The following is a 21,891-nucleotide window of genomic DNA, read 5'->3' as shown; positions in this document are numbered from 1 at the left end:
AATGGACTACCCGAACGTACAGTTGCTGATCGACGGAAAATGGCGTCCCGCCGCTTCCGGCAAGACCATCCCCGTGCTCAATCCGGCGACCGAAGAGGTGGTCGGCACCGTCGCGCATGCCGGCAAGGCCGACCTCGACGAGGCGCTCGCCGCCGCTGAAAAGGGCTTTAAAGCCTGGCGCCAGGTTTCCGCCTATGAGCGCTCCAAGGTGATGCGCAAGGCCGCCGACCTGATGCGCGAGCGCGCTGACAAGATCGCGACCATCATGACCATCGAGCAAGGCAAGGTGCTGGCCGAAGCCAAGCTCGAGACGATGACGTCCGCCGACATCATCGACTGGTTCGCCGAGGAAGGCCGCCGCGCCTATGGCCGGCTGATCCCGGCGCGGATCCCCGGCGTCTATCAGATGACGTTCAAGGAGCCGGTCGGACCGGTTGCCGCGTTCACGCCCTGGAATTTCCCGATCAACCAGGTGGTGAAGAAGATGGCGGCAGCGCTCGCGTCGGGCTGCTCGGTCATCGTCAAGGCGCCGGAAGAAACCCCTGCCTCGCCCGCGGAATTGATCCGGGCGTTCGTCGATGCCGGCGTGCCGGCCGGCGTGGTCAACCTGGTGTACGGCGTGCCTTCCGAGATTTCGGAATATCTGATCCCGCACCCGACCATCCGCAAGATCTCCTTCACCGGCTCGACCAAGGTCGGCAAGGACCTCGCGGCGATGGCGGGTCTGCACATGAAGCGCGTGACGATGGAGCTCGGCGGCCATGCCCCGGTGATCGTGTTCGACGATGCCGATATCGAACAGGCAGCCAAGATCATGGTCGGCGCCAAGTACCGCAACGCCGGTCAGGTTTGCATCGCGCCGACCCGCTTCCTGGTGCAGGAAGGCGTCTACGACAAGTTCGTCAAGCATTTCGTGGACGGCTCCAAGGCGATCACGGTCGGCAACGGCCTCGACACCGACAACAAGATGGGCGCGCTCGCCAACGACCGTCGCATCACCGCGATCGAAACCATGATCCAGGACGCCGTCGGCCACGGCGCGAAGGTGGCGACCGGCGGCAACCGCATCGGCAACAAGGGTTACTTCTTCGAGCCCACCGTCGTCACCGACGTGCCGAAATCGGCGCGCGCGATGAACGAGGAACCGTTCGGGCCGCTGGCGCTGATCTCGCCGTTCTCGAAATTCGATGACGCCGCGGAAGAAGCCAACCGCCTGCCGTTTGGTCTGGCATCCTACGCCTTCACCAAATCCGCCAAGACCGCGACCGCGATCGGCGCCGCGGTGGAAGCCGGCATGATGTCGATCAACAGCTTTGCGCTGGCGCTGACCGAAACGCCGTTCGGCGGCATGAAGGATTCCGGCTACGGCTCGGAAGGCGGCTCCGAAGGGCTCGACGCTTACTTCAATACCAAGTTCATCACGCAGACCGGGGTGTAAGTCCCGGTCGAGAGCAAGGCGTCATCCCGCGCTTCACTTCACCTCTCCCCGGCGGGGAGAGGTCGATTTGCGAAGCAAATCGGGTGAGGGCTCTTATACAAACGACAGGCCCTAACCCCTCACCCGGCGCTACGCGCCGACCTCTCCCAACGGGAGAGGTGACGGGAGATCAAGGCCGATTCAATCAATAAACATCATGCTCTAGACCTTGCGGACGCCGACGATCAGCCGCAACGATCCATCAAAATGCGACTGTTGGCGCAGCTGCCCGTACTTTGCATCCCAGGCGCCGCTGTTGATGTCGCGATCCAGCCGTTTGACAAAACGTTGCTCGGCATCGGGTTCGACAAAACTCCACGCCGAATTCGCCAGCCGCGCACCGGCTTCGAGCAGCCGCTCCGGACGGCCATAATAGGCCTCGCTAAAACCATCGCTACATTGCAACGGAATTGGCACGGACACGACATCGGCGCCGCCCAAGGCCTCGGCGATGGTCGAGATCAACGGATATCGGCGAATCTCGACTGAAATCATCTCCGGTGCGTATTCGGCGAGCCATGACCGGTGCAGCTGCAGCGGATCGCAGGTCAGGATGGCAACGGGGCCGCGCGTGACCCGCCGCATTTCGATCAGTCCTGCGGCAAGATCGTTCCATTGGTGGACGGTGAACGTCGCCATGCTCGCATCGAAACTTTGATCGGCAAACGGCAATTTCTCGGCCACGCCTTCGATCGCGACGGGCAGATAAGCGGGCCGCTGCCGGCGCATCGAGGCCGATGGCTCGACCGCCGTCACCTCGCGATCGACAGGTTCATATGATCCAGCGCCGGCACCCACATTCAGGACAGAGCGCGCGCCCCCCAGCGCACGGCCGAGAAAACCAGCTATTTCGGAGTCGGGTTGCCGGTAGGCCGCATAGCCCTGCCCGATCGCGCCATAGTTGGCGTCGCCGGCGCTGCCGTCCTGATGCCTGCTGCCCAAATACCGCTCTCCGATCGTCTTCACGTGCCGCAACCCGCGCCAGCTCATTTGCATGCCAGCTCAGCTGCATCAAGCGAAGCGCACCATGGCTGGACGAAGCCTCCGCTTCGTTATATTCATACGAATATAACGTGTTATCGACAAGAGTTGGCACGATGGAAATCGACAGTCAGGCGCTCACGATCTGCGAGGTCACCGAGGACGGCGGCACGATTGTGCTGGGTTTTACCGATACGGCCGGCAACCCCGCATCGGTTCGCTTGCCGCTCAGCCAGGTCGGCACGCTCGCGCTGGTGTTGCCGGACCTGATCAGCCGGGCGCTTCGTACCCGCTTCGGCGACCACACCTTGCGCTACGCTTATCCGCTGACGTCATGGACCGTCGAACCATCGACCGATCCAGCGACCGGCATGATCACGCTCGGCACCGAGGACGGATTCAGCGTGTGCTTTTCGATGCCCCGCGAGTTGCAAGGCGAACTTGCCGAAGCCCTCCTGACCGAGCCTCCGACCGGAACCACGACGCTCGCGAGCTAGCGCGCAGGATGGATTGAGCGCTTGCGAAACCATCTCACCCATCGTCACAAGCGCCGATTTCTCGCCTCCTTCATCAGCTTGAGCTTGGCCGCAATATCTTTCCGGAGTTGCCACTCGGCGACGATATCGAGCGCGAGCAAGCCAGCGTCGTCGTAATGCTTTTCCCTGATCGAATTGTCCGGCGCATTGAAATAGCTGGAAGCGTGGTAACCGCCGCCGTCTTCCAGCTTGACGAAATGGCTTTCCCCGGGCGCTCCAAGGCTCGGTGGTCTGCTGGTCCGCAACAGTCGATGGGGCCGGGTTTTGGTTGGTTCCTCGATGTGAACCTTCATTGCCACGGAGAATATCCCGGCAAGCCTGAGCACGGCATCGCTCAACACCGCAAGATCGGCCGGACGGAAGGATGTCTCGGAAAAAACCGCCTTCATCTGCCAGATCAATGCGTCATCCATGGAGGCTCCTCGCGTGACGGGCCGACTGTCATCCAGGATCGTTCAAAGTCCGTAAACCTGATCCGGCAAATTGCGCGGGGGTGTGCTCACCGGGAAACGTCATCCTGAGGAGCGGCCACTTGGCCGCGTCTCGAAGGATGGTGTTCAGCGCAGAGCCCGCGGTTATCCTTCGAGGCGCGCAAGAAAAGGCGCGCACCTCAGGATGACGACTGTCGGATAGGTACGCCCCCTTACTACTTCACCGGAACCCATATCTCCAGCCCGCCATTGCCGGTGACGGAATCGAACCTCTCGTCATAGCGCTCGAAATTGGGCGCGTCGGCGGCTTTCATCCCGGAGGCCGGCAGCCAGTGATTCCAGATCGTGTTGACGGTGCGGCGGATGGTCGAGATGTGATCGCTGTGGGTGAACACCGCATATTTCTGTTCGGGAATCCGCACCCGGCTGAACTCGCGTGGCAGATCGGAAAAATCCGAGACTTCGACGCCGGCGATGTAGTCAAAATTTCCGGCGTCGTCGCCGTTGCAGCAGACGCCATAGGCGACCGCCCCGACCCGGCCGGGGAAGCCGTCGATGAATTGATGGAAGCGGTGCCACTGGCCGGGAATGCCGGCGCCGCCATTGTCGTGGGTAATGCGTTCACCGAGGCCTGCCACCAGCAGCGGCTTGCCTGTCACGAAACGCGGCGGCTTGAGATCATCGAGTGCGGTTGAATCCATCATGATCGGCTCCTGAAGCCTGAGTTGATTGAGGCACGTTCCGGCGCGGACCGCTTCGGGCGTCATCCCGAAATGGTCACGGAACGCACGGGTGAATGCTTCGTGAGAGCCGTAATCCGCTTCCAGCGCCAGCGAGAGGATATCGGGTGCGCCGCCCGCCAGCGCCCGCGCCGCCTCGGTGAGACGCCGGGCACGCACATAGCGCATCACCGGCAACCCGGTCGCAGCGGCAAACGCCCGAACCAGATGAAAGCGCGAGACCCCGGCAACACCGGCGATCTCGTCAAGGGTCAACGCCTCGGCGAGATGGCTTTCGATATACCAGAGCGCTTTCTGGGCTGGATACATGGCGTCAGTCTTGAGGCAAGTGTTGGGTCAGGTCGAGGATGTGGGCCTTCATTCGAAGCGCTCGCATCATGATCGCTTCGCCGGCGCCGTATTTGACAGTCCTTGCGGTCGAAATTAACCCCAAAGCCATCGCTGGCAAGCTCCATTCAAACGTGCATACTGGCGAAGCATTCAATCCGACGGCTCAACGAGCTGCCCAACAGAGGCTGCCTGAGCCCTCGGCCGGAACGTCAGGGAGGACGATGATGCACCATTACGTCTTGAACTACGCCAAATCCGCGGTGCTTGCGGGACTGCTCGCGGTCGCCGTGGCGGGCACCGCCAACGCGCAGAAGAGATATGATCCGGGCGCCACCGACACCGAGATCAAGATCGGCAACATCATGCCCTATTCGGGCCCGGCATCGGCCTATGCCACGATCGGCAAGACCGAGGCCGCCTATTTCAACAAGATCAATTCCGAAGGCGGCATCAACGGCCGCAAGATCAACTTCATCTCCTATGATGACGGCTACAGCCCGCCGAAAACCGTCGAGCAGGCCCGCAAGCTGGTCGAGGACGACGAGGTGCTCCTGATCTTCAATCCGCTGGGCACGCCGGGCAACACCGCGATCCACAAATACATGAACGCCAAGAAGGTGCCGCAGCTGTTCGTCTCGACCGGCGCCGCCAAATGGAACGACCCGAAGAACTTTCCGTGGACCATGGGCTGGCAGCCGAGCTACCAGGTCGAGGCGCGCATCTACGCCAAATACATCCTGCAGAATTACCCCGGCAAGACCATCGGTGTGCTCTACCAGAACGATGATTTCGGCAAGGACTACGTCACCGGATTGCACGAAGGCTTTGGCGATCAGGCCAGCAAGCTGATCGTGGTCGAAAGCTCCTATGAAACAAGTTCACCGACGGTCGACTCGCAGGTGGTGCAGATCAAGGGCGCCAACCCCGACATCTTCATCAACATCGCGACACCGAAATTCGCCGCCCAGGCGATCAAGAAGGTCGCCGAGCTCGACTGGCACCCGGTGCAGTTCGTCACCAACGTGTCGGCTTCGGTCGGTGGCGTGATGAAGCCGGCCGGCCTTCCAGCCGGTCAGGGCGTCCTGAGCGCGTCCTATCTGAAAGACCCTCAGGATTCAACATGGAAGAACGATCCCGCCATGAACGAATGGCGCGCCTTCATGACCAAATGGTATCCCGAAGGCGATCAGACGGACGCTTCCACCACCTTCGGCTACGGCGTCGCCAGGGGCCTCGAACAGGTGCTGAGGCAATGCGGCGACAACCTCACCCGCGAAAACGTCATGAAGCAGGCGGCCAACCTCAACTTCGAGCTCGGCGTTTATCTGCCGGGTACCAAGATCAAGACCAGCCCGACCGATTTTGCCCCACTCGAGCAATTGCAGATGATGCGCTTCAAGGGCGAGAGCTGGGAATTGTTCGGACCCGTGATGTCGGGCGAGAAGAGTAGCTAGGGAGAACGTCATCCTGAGGTGCGCGCCCTTGCGCGCCTCGAAGGATGGCCGCAAGCACTACGCTGAACACCATCCCTCGAGGCGCGCCGAAGATGGCGCGCACCTCAGGATGACGGTGCCGTTGCTGCAACACCGATTGTCATTGCCGGGCTTGACCCGGCAATCCTTCTTCTTCGAAGACTCTTCGTGAAGAGCGATGGATGTCGGGTCATACGCGAGTTGAAGCGACGCCGTCCTTCAGACGGCTACGCCCGGCTATGACGGCACTCTACTCTACTTCGCGCCCACCGCATCCTTCGGCACCGCCGCGTCGGCCTTCTTCTTCAAATCTTCCGCCGTCTTCTTCTGCGCGGCTTGCACATCGTCGACGATCTTTTGCAAGCCAGCCAAGCTCAGCTTCAGGGTTTCGATCTGGCGGTTGGCGGCATCGAGCTTCTGCTGGTGATCGGCGGCAAGTTTGGTGATGGTCTTTTGCAGGAAATCGACATTGCTCTGCAGGCAGGAGGTGCGCCGTTCCATGGTCTTCTCGACGGTGCAGATCTCGATGCCCGGAACATCCTGCGCCCGAATCTTCGCGGGTAGCAGCAGGCACGGCGCGAGCACCGCCAGCGCGATAACGATCCGGCCAATCATCGGAAGCCTCTTTCGAAAACAGGCTCGTCAATTTGTTGCGAGCGGAATGCGGGATGCCCAGGATACCATCTGGATATCACACGGAAACCTCATTCACGCGGTGTGGTCGGACGAAACCGCGCCTGGCGCGAAAATACCGGCAGGCGGCCGTCATGGAGAAAAGCAGAATGGCTACGCGCGAACGGCGTCTCGCAGAGTTCAACGGCCAAGGCGATCCGCCGCCGGATCAGCCGGTGCAGGTGCTGTGCGAGGACCACAGCGGCACCTATCAGCTGCCGTTCGCCTGCCGTTTCGTCGATGGCGAGTGGCGCAACAACGAATCCGGAGGCGCTGTCGAGGCGACCGTGGTCGGCTGGCGCCTGCCCCGTTCCGCCAATCCGGCGCTTTAAATGCGGCCTGTGCCATATTGCAACGGGGACGGCCGGCGTTTTGAGAGCCGGTTAGGATTCGGAACGCGGGCAGAACGAACCGCGCCCGAATCAGCCTGATACCTCCGTACCCGGATGTTCACGGCTAGATATCGGCGCCGCCCGCAGCCGGCGCACCACATCCAGCAGGGCCACGATCAGGAGCAGCTTGCGGCCCAGCACAAACGTTAATTCCTCCGGCGATGACATCGCGCATTCTCCGGCAGCGTCTCGGCATCAAATTGAGCCATGCCTGCCCGCAAGCTTGAGCCCGGCAAACAGGCAGCGGTGGCACCGATTGCCTAATATTCGACCTCAAGCTCTTCGATTTCGGCGGGCTCGACCTTGGCGGCCTCGACCCATTCATGCATCTCGGGCATCGCCATGATGGTGCCGGCATAGGCCGCCAGTTGCGGATCGAGCTTCACGTCGTAGGTCATGAAGCGGGTCACCACCGGCGCATACATCGCGTCCGCCATGGAGCGCTCACCAAACAGGAATGGCCCGCCGGATTTGGCCAGGCACTCGCGCCAGATGATGCAGATCCGGTCGATATCGGCCTGCGCCCGCGACCAGATCTTGAAGTTGGGGAAATGGCCTTTCAGATTGACCGGCAGCGAAGCCCGTAGCGTCGTAAAGCCGGAATGGATTTCGCCGCAAATCGAGCGGCAATGCGCTCGCAAAACCCGGTCGGCCGGCAGCAATTTGGCGTCCGGCATCACCTCGTTGAGATATTCGCCGATCGCCAGCGTATCCCAGACGGTGGCGCCCTCGTGCCGCAGGCACGGCACCAGGATGGAGGACGACAGCAGCAGGATCTCGGCCCGCGCCGAAGCATCGTCCGGCGCGGTCACCACTTCGTCGAACTCCAGCCCGGAGAATTTGGTCAGCAGCCAGCCACGCAGCGACCAGGACGAATAGTTCTTGCTGCTGATCGTTAGTGTCGCTTTCGCCATATGGCTTTCCCCTTACGCGCCCGAACGCCCGCTGGGCCGACTGCCCAATGTTTATGCTCCGCGCATTTGAAGCAGCAAGCGACGTGCCAGTTTGTGCGGACCTGCCAATTTGTAGGGCTGATTGACTCCCGGCTGGCTTCGATATTGCATAGCAACAGAGCGGCGTGGGGCAAGTGTGGATGATGTCGATGATGTATCAGGCCTATCAGAACCACATGGACATGACTGCGCCATGGCGGGCGGGAGCCGCATCGGCACTGAGATATCTCAATCTCGTCCCGGAAGGTGTCTCGGACAAACTGTTCGGGAGGCTCGCCGCGGCGCTGGAGCTGATCTCGCGGACCAGTTTGACCTATGCGCGACCGGCTTACGGCATCGGCAGCGTGATGGTGGGAAATCGCGAGCTCGAGGTGACCGAGGAAGTCACTTACGCCACGCCGTTCGGTTCGCTGCTGCATTTCAAGAAGCAAGGCGCGCCGGAACAGCCGCGCATGCTGCTGGTGGCGCCGATGTCCGGCCATTTCGCAACGCTGTTGCGCGGCACGTTAAAAACGCTGCTGCAGGATCACGACGTCTACATCACCGACTGGCACAATCCGCGCGACATCCCGCTCGACCAGGGCAAGTTCGGCCTCGACGAATATACCGAGCACCTCATCACCTTCCTCGATAAAATCGGCCCGCGCGCGCATATGGTGGCGATCTGCCAGCCGTCGGTGTCCGCGCTCGCGGCGGCCGCGATCATGTCGGAGGACGATCACCCGGCGCGGCCGGCGACACTGACCCTGATGGCAGGGCCGATCGATACGCGGATTCAGCCGACCAAGGTCAACGACTTCGCCAAGAGCAAACCGATCGAGTGGTTCGAGAAGAACCTGATCAACTACGTGCCGCTGCAATGCAAGGGCGCGTTCCGGCAGGTCTATCCCGGCTTCATCCAGCTCACCGCGTTCGTGTCGATGAACCTCGAGCGCCACATCAAGCAGCACGTCGATCTCGCCGATCATCTGGCCAAGGGCGAGAAAGAGAAGGCCGACACCATCAAGACCTTCTACGACGAATATTTCGCGGTGATGGATCTGCCGGCGGATTTTTACATCGAGACCATTCGCGACGTGTTCCAGGAGCATCTGTTGCCGCAGGGCAAGCTGACCTGGCGCGGCCGGCCGGTGAACCCGGCCTCGATCAAGCGCATGGGCCTGATGACTGTCGAAGGCGAAAAGGACGACATCTGCTCGATCGGCCAGACCCTGGCCGCGCAAGACCTCTGCACCGGCGTGCGCGCCTATCGCAAGGTGCACCACATGCAGGCCGGCGTCGGCCATTACGGCGTGTTCTCCGGCAAGCGCTGGAACAACGAAATCTATCCGCTGCTGCGGGATTTCGTGCACGTCAATTCGTGAGCTGAGGCGCAAACCTCTCGACGTCATTGCGAGGAGCACTTGCGACGAAGCAATCCAGCTTTGCTTGTGTTCCTGGATTGCTTCGTCGCTTCGCTCCTCGCAATGACGTGGAGGAGCGGTTTGTCTCCAATTGACCTAGGCGAACCAACCTTCCCGCGATAGCATCCCCGATCATCAAGCACGGCCGCTCAAGTCGTCCCCGGGAGGAATATCATGACTTCAAAACGCACCCTTTTCCGCGCGCTCGCGCTCGGTTTCGTCGGCGCCGCGCTGCTTTCAGGCGCGGCCGATGCCGCCGAGGTCAGGGTGATGATCTCGGGCGGACTGACGGCGGCGTTCAAGGCGCTGGCGCCGGAGTTCGAGCGCGCGACCGGCAACAAGGTGCTGATCGCGTACGGCCCGTCGATGGGCACCACCGTCAACGCCATTCCGGTGCGGCTCGACCGTGGCGAGCCCGCCGATGTCCTGATCATGGTGGGCTATGCGCTCGATGACCTCGTCAAGCAGGGCAAGGTGATCGCCGGCAGCAAGGTCGATCTGGTGAAATCGCCGATCGGCATTGCGGTGAAGTCGGGCGCACTGAGGCCCGACATCAGTTCGGCCGACGCGGTCAAGCAGGCGCTGCTCGCGGCCAAAACCATCGCCTATTCCGATAGCGCCAGCGGCGTCTACGTCTCGACCGAAATGTTCGCCAAGCTCGGCATCACCGACGCCATGAAAGGCAAAGCGAGACAGATCCCGGCCACGCCGGTCGGCGAGATCGTCGCCAAGGGCGACGCCGAGATCGGCCTGCAACAAATCAGCGAACTGAAGCCGGTCGCCGGCATCGATATTATCGGGCCGCTGCCGGCCGATTTGCAGAAGATCACGGTGTTCTCGGCCGGCATCGCCAGCGTGTCGAAAGAACCCGACGCCGGCAAAGCGCTGATCAAATTCCTCACCTCGCCGGCGGCGCACGACACGATCGTCAACAGCGGCATGGACCCGATCCCCGCCAGCGCGACCAATTAGGCGTTCGGGGGGCTCGATAGGGATTGAGATTAAATTGAGCCAGGGCTAACCGTGCGCTTTCCTTCACCTCTCCCCGACGGGGAGAGGTCGATTTGCGAAGCAAATCGGGTGAGGGCTCTTATTCCAATCGAGAGGCCTTAACCCCTCACCCGGCGCTATGCGCCGACCTCTCCCAACGGGAGAGGTGAAGGGAAATCGCGGCCGATCAATTTCATCATGTTCTACGCGTACAGATACCCGACCGGCTTGCCTTCGGTGCGCACGGGACGAACGTCTTTTTGCGTAATAATCTTGCCGGCGAGGCCGTCGATCTCGTCACGCTGCGTCGGCGTCCAGCTGCGCAGATTCTCCAGGCCCTTCAGAAGGCCGAGCCGAAGCACCTGGGTATTTTCGCCTAAGCCCACGAGCTGCGTCGCGTTCTTGCCGGCTGTCACCACGTCACCGGTCGCAAGTTCAAAACTCTTGCCGGCATTATCCTTGAATTCGGCGGTGCCGCGAATGACACGATAAATAACCACCTCGCCTTTGGCGAAAGAGGCTGCGTCCGCTGTTGCCGACGTGCTCTTCGGCAGCAGCGACTGGCCGCGCGGATCGGTCGCAATGATGTGACCGGTCGCCAGACGCCCGCTCGGAATCTCGATGCCGATATCGCGCACGTAAACCGGCGTGGCCGATTTGATGGCGCCATCCGTCAGCGGCTTGAACAGCGCATCCAGCGCCAGCGGGTCTTGCAGCCAAAAGCCTGCGTCGGCCGGGCGATCATGCAACGGATGGCTCCATGCGACACGCGGCGTTTCGGCTTCGTTGATCTGATCCGGACCGACAATCGTCGGGTTCGGAAAGGTCGTCGGATCGGTCACGAAGGCTTCGAGGAATTTTCCCGAGTAGCCCATGGACATCGGATCCGGCACCACCGTCTGCGGCGTCTTCAGGTTTTCTTCGGTGGACAAACCTGACCAGGTGTAAAACAGCTGGCGATGCACGATCGCACTTTGCAGCATCACCGCGCCGGGCCCGACATAATAGAACCGCCCATCGTAGTCGAAGGTGAACATGCCCGAGGTCACCAGCACGAGCTGGAAACCGCCCGGCGGAAGATGAAGATGGAAATCGGTGGGGCCGGTATCGGGGAGGTAAATCGGTAGATTTGTCGCGACTTCATGCAGCAGGAAAGTCTCGTTGTTGGCGTGGAAACCTTCTTGCGCGCGGTTATAAAGCGCCTGCGGGCGATAGGTCGCCTCGTACGTGGCATCCCGATCGCGATCGATGACGAGGAAATCCTGCGTGTTCAAATGCAGGGGCTTGCCGTTCGGACTGGTCAGGCCGGACCATTTGGGATCGACCGCAGCATGCACGTTCATCGCACCCTCCAAGCTGAGGCGCGCCGGGGCTAGCTCGCCCATGCGCACAGGCCTCAGAATGGAGCTAAGCGAATTTTGGGCCAGTTGGAGCGTGGAGCGTCACACAGGCTCTTGATGTCCTCCTGGCGGCGCGCCGGTCAGCAAAAAGCCGATATAGCACAGTATATTAGCTCAAGCTGAGGCGCGGCGTTGGGCCGCGCGTTCCGGCCAAGCCTGCCATTTTCAGGAAGAGCAACGCGCGTTGCTCTGTGTAATTTATCGGCAAGCGGTGCTGAGGAAAATGCCGTTGCGCCGCGCGCCGGCGATGCGCCCTCGGCAGATGAGTATCCCCGCCGTCATCCTGAGGAGCGGCGTCTTCGCCGCGTCTCGAAGGATGCTGTTCAGCTCGGTACTTGCGGCCATCCTCGAGGCTCGCAAGAGCTCGCACCTCAGGATGACGTCTGAGATAGCTTCAAAGCCCTCTCAGGATGACGCCCAAATCAGATGCGGGGACAAGCCAATGCCATCCCCGCACGCGGGCGGCTGACGTCCTACCTGGTCTGGGTCCGGATCGGCGTGTCCTTTAACCCGTTATTGTCATAGGCCTTGCGCAAGGTGCCGTCGGTCGTGGCGTCCGTCATGAACTTGGCCGCGAACGCCAGCGATTGCGGATGGTTCAGCGGCACAGCCACGGCGGTGACGGTCTGCTTGAACGTCTCATCGAGCACGCGGGTGCCCGGAATTTTCTTCGCCATGGCGTTGAGCTGGTCGCGCGACAGCGCGAACGCATCGACCTCGCCGCTTCCGAGCAGGCCGAAGATCTCGTCATAGGTCTGGTAACCTGTGACCTTGGCGTTCTTCAGATGCGCCACCGCGCCGCGCATGGTCGTGGTGTTGTTGACCGCGGCGACCTTGATGCCGGGCTGGTCGAGCATCGCAAAATTCGTCACCGGCGAGCCTGCCTTGACGATGTAGGTGGCGTCCGCGACCTCATAGATCGGCCCGAACGACATCTTGTTCTCGCGTTCCGGATCCTTTGGCAGGAACGTCACATCCCAATTGCCTTTGCCGGCGGAGTCGGTGATCTGGCCCGAGTTCTGGTAGGCGACATATTCGACAGGCACGCCAAGCTGCGCCGCCATCACCTTGCCGAGATCGACCGGCACACCCGCATAGCCGCCCTGCTCGGTCTTGGTCGACCAGAACGCGCCGCCGGCCGGGCTGATCGCGATCGCGACCCGCAGCCTGCCGGTGGCCGCGATTTCATCTTTCAGGGCATCGGCGCTGGCGGGACCGGCCGCCATCATCGCCGCCATCATCGCGAAGCCGGCAAGGTACGGCACGAACTGAACAGACATGAACGGAACAGGCATGGGATTCTCCACCATTGGCCCGTTATTGATCGTCGGGCCTTGATCGACCGTTATGGTCGATCAGCGGTGGCGTGGAAACCCGGAATGTCGGTCCAAACCGGTAAATTTCGCGCGAAGCATGGCGTTACGCCGCGACCGACTGATCGGCGGCCTTCTCGGAGCCCGCGACGATGTGCTTGGCGATGAAATCCGAGTCACGACCGACGCCGACGAAACGTCCCGAACCCCATGTATAAAGCCAGGGCAGCCCCAGCACATACACGCCCTCCATCGAGGTGACGCCGCGCCGGTGGGTCGGATAGCCGGCGCCGTCGAAGATCGGTAACTCGATCCACGACCAGTCCGACCGGAACCCGGTGGTCCAGATCACGGTGCTGATTCCGGCCGCGACCGGATCGAGCGTCGCGGCGGGCGTCTTGGGTTGCCAGACCGGCTGATAATGCGGCTGCAACGGCGCCTCGATCGCGTTGCGCGCGATGTGCTCATCGATCAGGCCGCAGATCCCGTTATAGACCCGATCGGCGTTGTCGAGATTGGCCACGAGATCATCGCCGAATTGCAGCTGGCCGTGTTGGATATCCTTCAGCCGCCCATAGAGCGACATGCCCTCCAGTGCGAACCTGCGCAGGTCGATGTCGCGACCGCCGTCACGCCCGGTCAGATAATGGTTGGCATTCTTGCGCACGTTCTCCTTCAGTTTGTGCTGATCGACCGGCAGATCGTACTGGCCGAGGTCGTCGAGCCATTCGACCGCCTCGCGGCCGCGATAGACCCGTGGACAGCGCGGCGCGCTGCCGACCACCAGATGCACCTTGCGCCCGGCAAGATGCAGGTCTTCGGCGATCTGGCAGCCGGACTGGCCGGTGCCGACCACCATCACCTCGCCATCAGGCAATTGTTCTGGATTTCGATAGGCCGAGGAATGCAATTGGCTCACGGAACGGTCCAGCCGGTCCGACATCTGCGGTATCTTGGGCAGGTGATAGCCGCTGACCGCGAGCACCACCGCATCCGCCGAGATGTGGCCGGCGCTGGTCTCGAGCGCAAAGCCGCCGCTCGGCTCTTGCCGCAGGCGGGTGACCGCGACGCCTTCCTTCACCGGCGCCGAAAAATGCCTGGCATAGCTTTCGACATAGCCGACGATTTCATCGCGCAGCATGAAACCCTTGGGATCCGAGCCCTGGTAGGGATAGCCGGGCAACTGGCATTGCCAGTTCGGCGTCACCAGACAGAACGCATCCCACCGCTGGGTCTTCCAGGAATGCGCGATCTGGTTCTTCTCCAGGACCACGTGTTCGATGCCGCTTTGCGTGAGCTGATAGCTCATGGCAAGGCCGGCCTGGCCGCCGCCGATCACGACGACGCTGATATGCGCGGGCAGGTTTTTGTCCGGACTGGAGGACGAGGTCATGGCACTCTCCTTTGTTATTCTTGAAAAGACGTGACGGTCACGAGGCCGGTCACGGCATCGGTCACAACATCTTGGGGCGTTGCACGGAAACGTTCGGCGGCGACTTCCAGCCGCGCGAGTTGCCCCATCGCCCGCGAGCAGGCAAAGCCGTATTTTTCCCGCACCCGATCGCTGGCGATGGTCAGCGCAATTCGGCAACGCTGCATGAAATCGGCAACGTCGTAGCTGGCGCCGACCGCGAGGTGATCCTTGATCACCAGCGACGGCGAATAGCATTGCTCGTTCGCGCCGTCGGGCCGGCGAATGTGGAACAGCATCTCAGGCATGCTGCAACTCCGTCAGCCGTTGATATCCGGGCAGATGGGCGCGTGCGGTGTTGCTCCAGTCGTGCTGGCGCGCGACCAGGACGCCGCGCTGCGCCAGCCGCGACCGCAGCGGCTCGGTCAGCACCATCGCCATCGCATTGGCGATCGAGCCGACATTGATCGGATCGCACCACACCGCATCGCTCTCGTGCAGATATTCGGTGAATGGCTCGATTCGCGACGTCACCACCGGCGTACCGCTCGCCATCGCTTCCAGAACGGCGAGACCAAAGCCTTCCTTGACCGATGGAAACACCAGCGCGTCCGCCAACCTATACAGCGACGGCATCTCCGCATCCGGCACCGGGCCGAGACAGCGCACCGCGCGATCGAGAATCCCGTTGGCGGCAAGCAATGCTGCGAACTGCTTTCGGTAGAGCCCATGGTCGAGCAGCGAGGCGCCACCGGCGATCACCAGTTGCGCATCGCGGTGGATGGTCAGCACCTGCGCAAACGCTTCGAGAATCCGGACACTGTTCTTACGCTCCTCGATGCCGCCGACCGAGAGCAATACATGGCTGCCGTTGATGCCGTATTTGGTGCGCACCTCCTGGTCGATGGCGCGCGGCGCAGCGCTGAAGCGCGTGGTGTCGACGCCGTTTCCGATCACGATAGAGTCTCGGCCGAACGCCGACAAAATATGCTTCTGCCAGAGCTCGCTGACCACGAATAATTCGTCGGCCTCGACGATCGAACGGGTCTGCCATTCGGCAAGCCGCGGATCGCTGAAATGATCGATGTGATGGACCGTGCGCGCGAAGCGGCCGATCAGCCCACGCTGCTTCAGGGTCGCGAGCGCATTGCCCGATATCGCGTCCTGCGCGTGAAAAATATCGAACGCGCGATTCTCTGGGATTTCAAAATGCCAGAGATAGTCGGCGATCCGGGCCCGCACCATGTCGGCGACATCCTTGGCAGCGGGCTGTGCCATGACCGCGACCGCGGGCAACAATGGCGCACGAAAAAACCCCTTGCCGCTGGCGTCCGGCGCATGAACCACCGCCTGATGCCCCAATCGCGTCAGGCTGTCGGCAAGCTCGATCGCATGCACCACGCCGCCGCGCGGATTGGTCGAATGCGCGAGCATGGCAATTCGCAATGGCGCGGGGCTTTCAGTAGGACTTTGAGTAGGGCTTTGAGCAGCACTTGGGGTCATGCGACCGCCCCCATCGCGACCCCGGCGCGGCCGCCGGCGCCGATCAGCGGCCTTTCGGCGAAATCCCAGATCGTCTCGGACGAGGCGCCATCGCCGATGGTGACGCGGCTGCCGTGCGAGACCGCGCCGATCGCGGCCGCCGCAATGTCCCGCGCCGCGAAGCGCGCAATGATCTCCTGGACGTTCCAGGGCTTCACCGACAACAGATAGCCAAAACTCGGGAAGGTCAAAAGCCAGCGTTCCAGCGCGACCTCGCCAGGTCTTGGAATAGCGTTGACGTCGATATCGATGGCGACGCCGGAGCATTCGGCCAGCATCGCCGCGGTGCCGACGATGCCGCCCTGGCTGATATCCTTGGCGGCGCGCGAAAGGCCAGCTTCGGCGATCAACGGCAGCAGCTCGATATCGCCGCGCAGACGTTGATGCGGCGCGTCGGTCGCGGCTTCCCAGTTCGAGAACGGCTCGCGGTAGCGGCCGCGCAAATCGATCGCCGCGATCAGGCTATCGCCGGGCTCGGCATCGAAGCTGGTCAACAGTCTGTTGGCGCGGCCGAGGATCGCCACCGACAACTGGCCGCGATCGGTCCTGATATTGGTGTGGCCGCCGACCACCGGCACCGCAAACGCCTTCGCCGCGTCCTTCAGCCCGGCCAGCACCGGTGCTGCGTTGGCTTCGCCGTCGGCCCAGATGGCGTTGACCACCGCGATCGGCCGGCCGCCCATCGCGGCGATGTCGGAGATATTGACCATCGCGCCGCACCAGCCCGCGAACCAGGGATCACCTGCGACGAACTCGTTCATGAAACCTTCGATCGCAAACAGCAGATAGCCGTCGCCGTCGGGGATCGCGGCGCAATCGTCGCCGACCGGAATGACGTCGTCGCCGGACAATCCGAGCGATTTCGCGACAGTGGCGATATCGCTTTTGGCCGCGATGCCGCTGCAGCGGCGCAGCCGCTCGGCGAGTGCGGACAAAGTGAGCGCGCCGGTCATCACGCGGCCAGCTTCGGCAGTGACAGGAAGCCGATTTCCGGCTCCTTGAACGGCGGATAAAAATCAAGATCGGCCTGCATCATGTGATGCGACTTGCCGTAGAGCTCGACCTCCTCGAGCGTGCGCCAGTGCATGTGTCGGAACAGATCGACATTCTGGCTCTGGATGTTGCCGAGAAACGTATGGCAGCCGCGCGCATGCGCAGACGCCACCGCGAGCCGGATCAATCCGGTGCCGACCGCACCGAGCCGGCGATATTGCCCCGTCACCGCCAGCCGCGAGCCCCACCAGACGCCCGGGTCTTCCGGATGCGGATGAATACGAACGGTTCCGACCACGGCGTCGGCGGCGACGCCAAACAGGGAGATCGCCACGATTGGGATCGCGCGTTCGTCGGTCGCATCGCGGTCATCGCCGTCGAACAATCCCTGTTCGACGCAAAATACCTGCCGGCGCAGCGCGGCGGCTCCATTTTTTTCCCAGGCTTCGGTGGCGTATTTGATCTGGTATGCGCTGGCCAGAAACGGCCTGAACGGTTCGAAGATCATGCCCGCACCCTCTTCTCGTAGGTCGAAAGCGCCGAACACGCGCCGCATTTGCCGCAACCGGCCTTGATGCTGCTCGACTTCATACCGGCATCGACCAGCATGTCGGCGAGCGGGGAGAGAATGTCGTGCATGAACGACGGCGGTGGCGTCGGGTGGCTTTCCAGCGGCGTGCCAGCGATCGGCACGAACGGCACCACGAAGGGATAGACCCCGACACCGACCAGGCGTTCGCAGATCGAAAGGATTTCTTGCTTGCTGTCGCCGAGGCCGGCGAGGATATAGGTCGAGACTTGGCCACGGCCGAACACCGGCACCGCGGCCTCGAACGCTTTGAAATAGCGCTCCACCGAGACCTGCGCCTTGCCGGGCATGATGCGGGCGCGGACGCTTTCGGTGACGGCTTCCAGATGCATGCCGAGCGAATCGATGCCGGCGTCGCGCATCCGCTCAAACCAGATGTCGTCGTCGGGCGGCTCGCATTGGCCCTGGATCGGCAGATCGACCGCGGCTTTGACGCCGATCGCGCTCTCGCACAGGATCTTTGCGCCGCGGTCGTTGCCGGGCGGCGTGCCGGTCGTCATCACCATGTGGGTGACGCCGTCGAGCTCGACCGCGGCCTTGGCGACTTCGCCGAGTTGTTGCGGCGTCTTGCGCTCGATGGTGCGGCCGGCGGCGAGCGATTGGCCGATGGCGCAGAACTGGCAGGTCTTGGTACGGCTCTGATAGCGGATGCAGGTCTGCAGGATGGTGGTCGCCAGCACATCGCGGCCGTGCAAGGTCGCGATCTTGGAATAGGGAATGCCGTCGGCGGTCGAGCGTTCATAGAAGCGCGGCCGCAACTGAAACTTGACCTCGCCGATCACCGCGCCGTCGCGGCTGACCTGGCTGCGGCCGAGATCATCGGGCTTGGCGACGATGTACGGGCTCTCGAATGCCGGCGCGTTATGCACCGGGATCATCACGGTCGCGCCGTCGATGGTCATCGGCATATGGTCGGAGGGACCGGCGCCGCCGCGGCGGCTGTCGCCGCCGGCCTTGGGATCAACGAGACGAACTCCGAAGGATTGCAACTCGTTGATCAGCTGCTCGGTCGGGATCGGCCTCGGCGTTTCGGAAGCCGGAATCGGTTTCATCGGATGCTCCTGCAGTGGAGAAAGACGGTGTGGAGTGGGATTTGCGCATGGCAGCGGTGGGGCGGTCGTCCCATAGCAGCGACAGCAGTTCCGGCCGCGCATAATGGCCGACCGAATCCATCATCCGCTTGCGCTTGACGATCAGCGCCATGTCGAGATCGGCGATCAGGATGCCCTCGCCCGAGGTCAGCGGCGGCACGATGTGGTTGCCTTCGGGCGAGATGATCGCGGTCATGCAGCCGCCGCGCAGGCCGCGGCGCGGACCTTCTTCCGGCGAAATCTTGGCGATCTGTTCTTCGGTCAGCCAGCCGGTGGCGTTGACGACGAAGCAGCCGCTTTCCAGCGCATGGTGGCGGATCGTGACCTCGATCTGGTCGGCAAAGATCTGCCCGACCAGCGAGCCCGGAAACTGCGCGACGTGAATTTCCTCGTGCTGCGCCATCAGGGCGTAGCGGGCGAGCGGATTGTAATGCTCCCAGCAGGCCAGCGCGCCGATCCGGCCGACAGATGTATCGACCACTTTCAACCCGGCGCCGTCGCCCTGCCCCCAGATCATGCGCTCGTGGAATGTCGGCGTGATCTTGCGGCGCTTCAGCACCAAGCTGCCGTCGGCATTGAAAACCAGTTGCGCGTTGTAAAGCGTGCCATGGTCGCGCTCGTTGACGCCGAGCACGACCACGATGTTGTGTTGGCGCGCCGCCGCCGCCACCGCCTCGGTCACCGGACCGGGGACGACGACGGCGTTGTCATAGAGATGGATGTGCTCGGCACCCGAGAGCATCGGCGGGCGGATGAACGAGAAATAGGGATACCAGGGCACGAACGTCTCGGGGAATACGACGAGACGCGCTCCCTTTGCCGCCGCTTCAATGATCGCCGCGAGGACGCGGTCGAGCGTCCCCGTCGGCGTATCGAGATCGGGCGCGATCTGCACCGCGGCGACCCTGATGATCTGTTTCTCGGCCATGTCCGCCTCGCTCGTTTCAGATGCCGTGGCTTAGAGCGTCCACGTGTGCAGCATGAAGGCGTTTTCGTTGCGATGAAGCAGCGTGATGTCCAGCACATCGAGCGGGCTGATCGGGATGATGCCGGGGATCAGCGCACCCTCGCCATGGCCGTACAGCGCCTGCAACGCGAAGCGGCACGCATAAACCTTGCCGCCTTCGGCCATGAACTTGACCAGCGTGTTGTTGAAATTCTGGTGACCCGGAAACGCTTCGTCGCCGAGCTTCGGGAAACCGCGCTGCACGCCGAGCGTGACGCCGGGGCCGTAGAGCAGGATCGAGGTTTCAAAACCTTTGCGCATCAGGCGCGTGGCCTGCAGCATGTTGACGAAACCGATCGAGCCTTCGAACGCGACGGTGTGGAATGTGACGAGCGCCTTTTCACCGGGCTTGGCTTTGACGTCTTCGAAAACCTTTTGCTCGTAATCGACGAGGTGATCGCCCTTTTGGTTCGCGGGCTTTGTGACGGCTGGCATGTTGCACTCCTTGCGTTGGCTCCGGACGTCGGCCGGGCGTACGCGGAATATTGCAACGGACGTGCCAATTGACGTTTTGCACAACCGATCATCAAAACAGTCAATTTACGATCAATTATACATTCAATCTTGAATGGATTTTTGATTGGATGGAAATGACTGCTGCAAAAATATGCGTAGAAATGCTGTGCAGCCTGCATTTCCGGTGAGCAAAAAGCGATTGACGGAACCGATCGGGCAGCATTGCTGTCAGATATTTACATCGCGCGCGAGAAGTTGCATTACCATAAACAAATGCAACAATATGCAGTCAATAATGACCCCTGGAATGTGAGCTTTCATGGCCGACTGGACACCCGATCTCGCCACCAGCGACAAGCCGCACTACCTCGCAATCGCCGATGCCATCGCCGATGACATCGGCGCCGGACGATTGGCCGCCGGCGATCGATTGCCGCCGCAACGCAAGCTCGCCAAGCGTCTCGATGTCGATTTCACCACGGTCGCGCGCGGCTATGTCGAGGCGCAAAAACGCGGCCTGATCGAATCCAAGGTCGGACAAGGCACCTTCGTTCGCGACAAGCCGAAGCCGCGGCGTGGCCAGCAGATGCCGCCGCCACGCCCCGTCGATCTCTCGATGAACCTGCCGCCGGAGCCCGACGATCCCGAACTGATCGAACGCATGCAGGCCGGCGTCGAGTTTGTATCGCGCGATATCGTCTCGCTGCTGCGCTACCAGGGATTCGGCGGCACCCAGGCCGACAAGGACGCGGCTTCGAGCTGGCTCGGCCGCCGCGCGCTGGTGCCGGCGCAGGAACGCATTTTCATATCGCCGGGCGCACATCCGGCGCTGCTCGGCATCCTCACCATTCTCGCCAAGCCGGGCGACGCCATTCTGTGCGAGGCCATCACCTATCCCGGAATCCGCTCGATCGCGGCCCAGCTCGGGCTGACCTTGATCGGCCTGCCGATGGACGCCGAAGGCATCGACGTCGATGCGCTGACCGACGCCTGCAAGAAGACAAAACCTAGAGCGCTCTACCTAAACCCGACGCTACAGAACCCGACCACGCTGACGATCAGCGACCAGAGGCGGCGCGACATCGCCGACACCGCGCGCCATTTCAAGCTTCCGATCGTCGAGGACGACGCCTACGGATTTATCCCACCGCATGGCCATGCGCCGTTTGCCGCGATCGCCCCCGATCTGACATGGCATGTCGCCGGTCTCGCCAAATGCATCGGTGCTGGCTTGCGCGCCGCCTATGTCGTGGTTCCCGACACCCGTTCGACCTGGCCGTTCGCGGCAGCGCTTCGCGCCGCCACCGTGATGGCCTCGCCGTTTACGGTAGCCCTGGTAACGCGCTGGATCGAGGACGGCACCGCCGACACGCTGCTGCGCTTCATCCGCAACGAGACCGCCGCGCGGCAAAAGCTGGTTTCCGAGATATTGCCGAAGGGAATCTACCAGAGCGATCCGCTGAGCTTCAACATCTGGCTCGAGGTGCCGGCGCCGTGGAATCGCGCCGCCTTCGTCGAACACATGCGCTCGACCGGAATCGGCATGGTCGCCAGCGACGCCTTCACTTCCAGCGGCCCGCCGCCGGAAGCCGTGCGGGTGTGCCTGGGCGGCCCGATCGGCCGTCCGCGGCTCGCCGCCGGACTGGAATACATGACGCACGCACTGACCGAATCGCCGGCGCTGGCGTCGGCGTTTCTTTAGAAACGCCGCCC

The 21,891-nt window shown here is 62.3% G+C and carries 23 protein-coding genes; 7 read left to right on the top strand and 16 right to left on the bottom strand.

What is annotated here, in order from left to right; genetic code table 11:
• Position 1: 1 nt before the first annotated feature.
• On the top strand, positions 2 to 1,438 hold the full coding sequence (locus GSQ88_RS25520; RefSeq protein WP_159010538.1) for an NAD-dependent succinate-semialdehyde dehydrogenase: 1,437 nt from the start codon (positions 2 to 4) through the stop codon (positions 1,436 to 1,438).
• A gap of 201 nt (positions 1,439 to 1,639) precedes the next feature.
• Here GSQ88_RS25520 and GSQ88_RS25515 read toward each other — a convergent pair whose 3' ends face one another.
• Positions 1,640 to 2,443: a class I SAM-dependent methyltransferase gene (locus GSQ88_RS25515; protein ID WP_246785003.1), complete on the bottom strand. Its 804-nt coding sequence runs from the start codon at positions 2,441 to 2,443 to the stop codon at positions 1,640 to 1,642.
• A 131-nt stretch (positions 2,444 to 2,574) separates the two neighbouring features.
• On the opposite strand from GSQ88_RS25515, the gene GSQ88_RS25510 reads away from it, so the two are divergent.
• Entirely contained in the window at positions 2,575 to 2,955 is a 381-nt protein-coding gene (locus GSQ88_RS25510) for a hypothetical protein (protein WP_159010537.1), read from the top strand.
• Positions 2,956 to 2,999: 44 nt separating this feature from the next.
• Here GSQ88_RS25510 and GSQ88_RS25505 read toward each other — a convergent pair whose 3' ends face one another.
• Positions 3,000 to 3,395, bottom strand: a complete 396-nt coding sequence (locus tag GSQ88_RS25505; RefSeq protein ID WP_159010536.1) for a hypothetical protein — start codon at positions 3,393 to 3,395, stop codon at positions 3,000 to 3,002.
• Positions 3,396 to 3,640: 245 nt separating this feature from the next.
• Positions 3,641 to 4,474: an AraC family transcriptional regulator gene (locus GSQ88_RS25500; protein ID WP_159010535.1), complete on the bottom strand. Its 834-nt coding sequence runs from the start codon at positions 4,472 to 4,474 to the stop codon at positions 3,641 to 3,643.
• Between the two features lie 242 nt (positions 4,475 to 4,716).
• On the opposite strand from GSQ88_RS25500, the gene GSQ88_RS25495 reads away from it, so the two are divergent.
• On the top strand, positions 4,717 to 5,949 hold the full coding sequence (locus GSQ88_RS25495; protein ID WP_159010534.1) for an ABC transporter substrate-binding protein: 1,233 nt from the start codon (positions 4,717 to 4,719) through the stop codon (positions 5,947 to 5,949).
• Positions 5,950 to 6,222: 273 nt separating this feature from the next.
• On the opposite strand, the gene GSQ88_RS25490 is transcribed toward GSQ88_RS25495, so the two are convergent.
• Entirely contained in the window at positions 6,223 to 6,582 is a 360-nt protein-coding gene (locus tag GSQ88_RS25490) for a hypothetical protein (RefSeq protein WP_159010533.1), read from the bottom strand.
• A 167-nt stretch (positions 6,583 to 6,749) separates the two neighbouring features.
• Here GSQ88_RS25490 and GSQ88_RS25485 point away from each other — a divergent pair, with 167 nt between their 5' ends.
• Entirely contained in the window at positions 6,750 to 6,971 is a 222-nt protein-coding gene (locus tag GSQ88_RS25485; protein WP_159010532.1) for a hypothetical protein, read from the top strand.
• Between the two features lie 90 nt (positions 6,972 to 7,061).
• Here GSQ88_RS25485 and GSQ88_RS25480 read toward each other — a convergent pair whose 3' ends face one another.
• Together GSQ88_RS25480 and GSQ88_RS25475 are read right to left on the bottom strand one after the other, a co-directional pair.
• Entirely contained in the window at positions 7,062 to 7,199 is a 138-nt protein-coding gene (locus GSQ88_RS25480) for a hypothetical protein (RefSeq protein ID WP_159010531.1), read from the bottom strand.
• A gap of 92 nt (positions 7,200 to 7,291) precedes the next feature.
• Positions 7,292 to 7,945, bottom strand: a complete 654-nt coding sequence (locus GSQ88_RS25475; protein WP_159010530.1) for a glutathione S-transferase family protein — start codon at positions 7,943 to 7,945, stop codon at positions 7,292 to 7,294.
• A gap of 179 nt (positions 7,946 to 8,124) precedes the next feature.
• Here GSQ88_RS25475 and GSQ88_RS25470 point away from each other — a divergent pair, with 179 nt between their 5' ends.
• Both GSQ88_RS25470 and GSQ88_RS25465 read left to right on the top strand, forming a co-directional pair.
• Positions 8,125 to 9,348 (top strand): polyhydroxyalkanoate depolymerase, encoded by a 1,224-nt coding sequence (locus tag GSQ88_RS25470; RefSeq protein ID WP_159010529.1) that lies wholly within the window; start codon positions 8,125 to 8,127, stop codon positions 9,346 to 9,348.
• Between the two features lie 213 nt (positions 9,349 to 9,561).
• A complete protein-coding gene (locus tag GSQ88_RS25465) occupies positions 9,562 to 10,359 on the top strand; it encodes a substrate-binding domain-containing protein (RefSeq protein ID WP_159010528.1) in 798 nt (265 codons plus the stop codon).
• Positions 10,360 to 10,580: 221 nt separating this feature from the next.
• Here the strand turns inward: GSQ88_RS25465 and GSQ88_RS25460 are convergent, their stop codons facing one another.
• The 10 genes from GSQ88_RS25460 to GSQ88_RS25415 form a co-directional block, all read right to left on the bottom strand.
• On the bottom strand, positions 10,581 to 11,720 hold the full coding sequence (locus tag GSQ88_RS25460; protein ID WP_159010527.1) for a hypothetical protein: 1,140 nt from the start codon (positions 11,718 to 11,720) through the stop codon (positions 10,581 to 10,583).
• A gap of 530 nt (positions 11,721 to 12,250) precedes the next feature.
• Positions 12,251 to 13,018, bottom strand: a complete 768-nt coding sequence (locus GSQ88_RS25455) for a transporter substrate-binding domain-containing protein (protein ID WP_246785049.1) — start codon at positions 13,016 to 13,018, stop codon at positions 12,251 to 12,253.
• A gap of 178 nt (positions 13,019 to 13,196) precedes the next feature.
• Complete coding sequence (locus GSQ88_RS25450) at positions 13,197 to 14,483, bottom strand: MSMEG_0569 family flavin-dependent oxidoreductase (RefSeq protein ID WP_159010526.1); 1,287 nt, start codon at positions 14,481 to 14,483, stop codon at positions 13,197 to 13,199.
• 14 nt (positions 14,484 to 14,497) lie between these two features.
• Positions 14,498 to 14,809 (bottom strand): MSMEG_0570 family nitrogen starvation response protein, encoded by a 312-nt coding sequence (locus GSQ88_RS25445; RefSeq protein WP_159010525.1) that lies wholly within the window; start codon positions 14,807 to 14,809, stop codon positions 14,498 to 14,500.
• Positions 14,802 to 15,935: an MSMEG_0565 family glycosyltransferase gene (locus GSQ88_RS25440; RefSeq protein ID WP_246785002.1), complete on the bottom strand. Its 1,134-nt coding sequence runs from the start codon at positions 15,933 to 15,935 to the stop codon at positions 14,802 to 14,804. The genes GSQ88_RS25445 and GSQ88_RS25440 overlap by 8 nt, the downstream gene beginning before the upstream one ends.
• A 65-nt stretch (positions 15,936 to 16,000) precedes the next feature.
• Positions 16,001 to 16,996: a sll0787 family AIR synthase-like protein gene (locus tag GSQ88_RS25435; RefSeq protein WP_159010523.1), complete on the bottom strand. Its 996-nt coding sequence runs from the start codon at positions 16,994 to 16,996 to the stop codon at positions 16,001 to 16,003.
• Positions 16,996 to 17,544: an MSMEG_0567/Sll0786 family nitrogen starvation N-acetyltransferase gene (locus tag GSQ88_RS25430; RefSeq protein ID WP_159010522.1), complete on the bottom strand. Its 549-nt coding sequence runs from the start codon at positions 17,542 to 17,544 to the stop codon at positions 16,996 to 16,998. Before GSQ88_RS25430 ends, GSQ88_RS25435 begins: the two co-directional genes overlap by 1 nt.
• Positions 17,541 to 18,677 (bottom strand): MSMEG_0568 family radical SAM protein, encoded by a 1,137-nt coding sequence (locus GSQ88_RS25425; protein WP_159010521.1) that lies wholly within the window; start codon positions 18,675 to 18,677, stop codon positions 17,541 to 17,543. Before GSQ88_RS25425 ends, GSQ88_RS25430 begins: the two co-directional genes overlap by 4 nt.
• Positions 18,586 to 19,644 (bottom strand): Nit6803 family nitrilase, encoded by a 1,059-nt coding sequence (locus GSQ88_RS25420; protein WP_159010520.1) that lies wholly within the window; start codon positions 19,642 to 19,644, stop codon positions 18,586 to 18,588. The genes GSQ88_RS25425 and GSQ88_RS25420 overlap by 92 nt, the downstream gene beginning before the upstream one ends.
• Positions 19,645 to 19,674: 30 nt before the next feature.
• Complete coding sequence (locus GSQ88_RS25415) at positions 19,675 to 20,157, bottom strand: MSMEG_0572/Sll0783 family nitrogen starvation response protein (RefSeq protein ID WP_159010519.1); 483 nt, start codon at positions 20,155 to 20,157, stop codon at positions 19,675 to 19,677.
• Positions 20,158 to 20,497: 340 nt separating this feature from the next.
• Between GSQ88_RS25415 and GSQ88_RS25410 the strand changes: the two genes are divergently transcribed.
• Entirely contained in the window at positions 20,498 to 21,880 is a 1,383-nt protein-coding gene (locus tag GSQ88_RS25410) for an aminotransferase-like domain-containing protein (protein WP_159010518.1), read from the top strand.
• The last annotated feature ends 11 nt before the right edge of the window (positions 21,881 to 21,891 follow it).

Origin of the sequence: Bradyrhizobium sp. S69 (assembly GCF_009766005.1) — a bacterium.
Taxonomy (GTDB): domain Bacteria; phylum Pseudomonadota; class Alphaproteobacteria; order Rhizobiales; family Xanthobacteraceae; genus Bradyrhizobium.
This window is presented reverse-complemented; position numbering and strand designations above follow the sequence as displayed.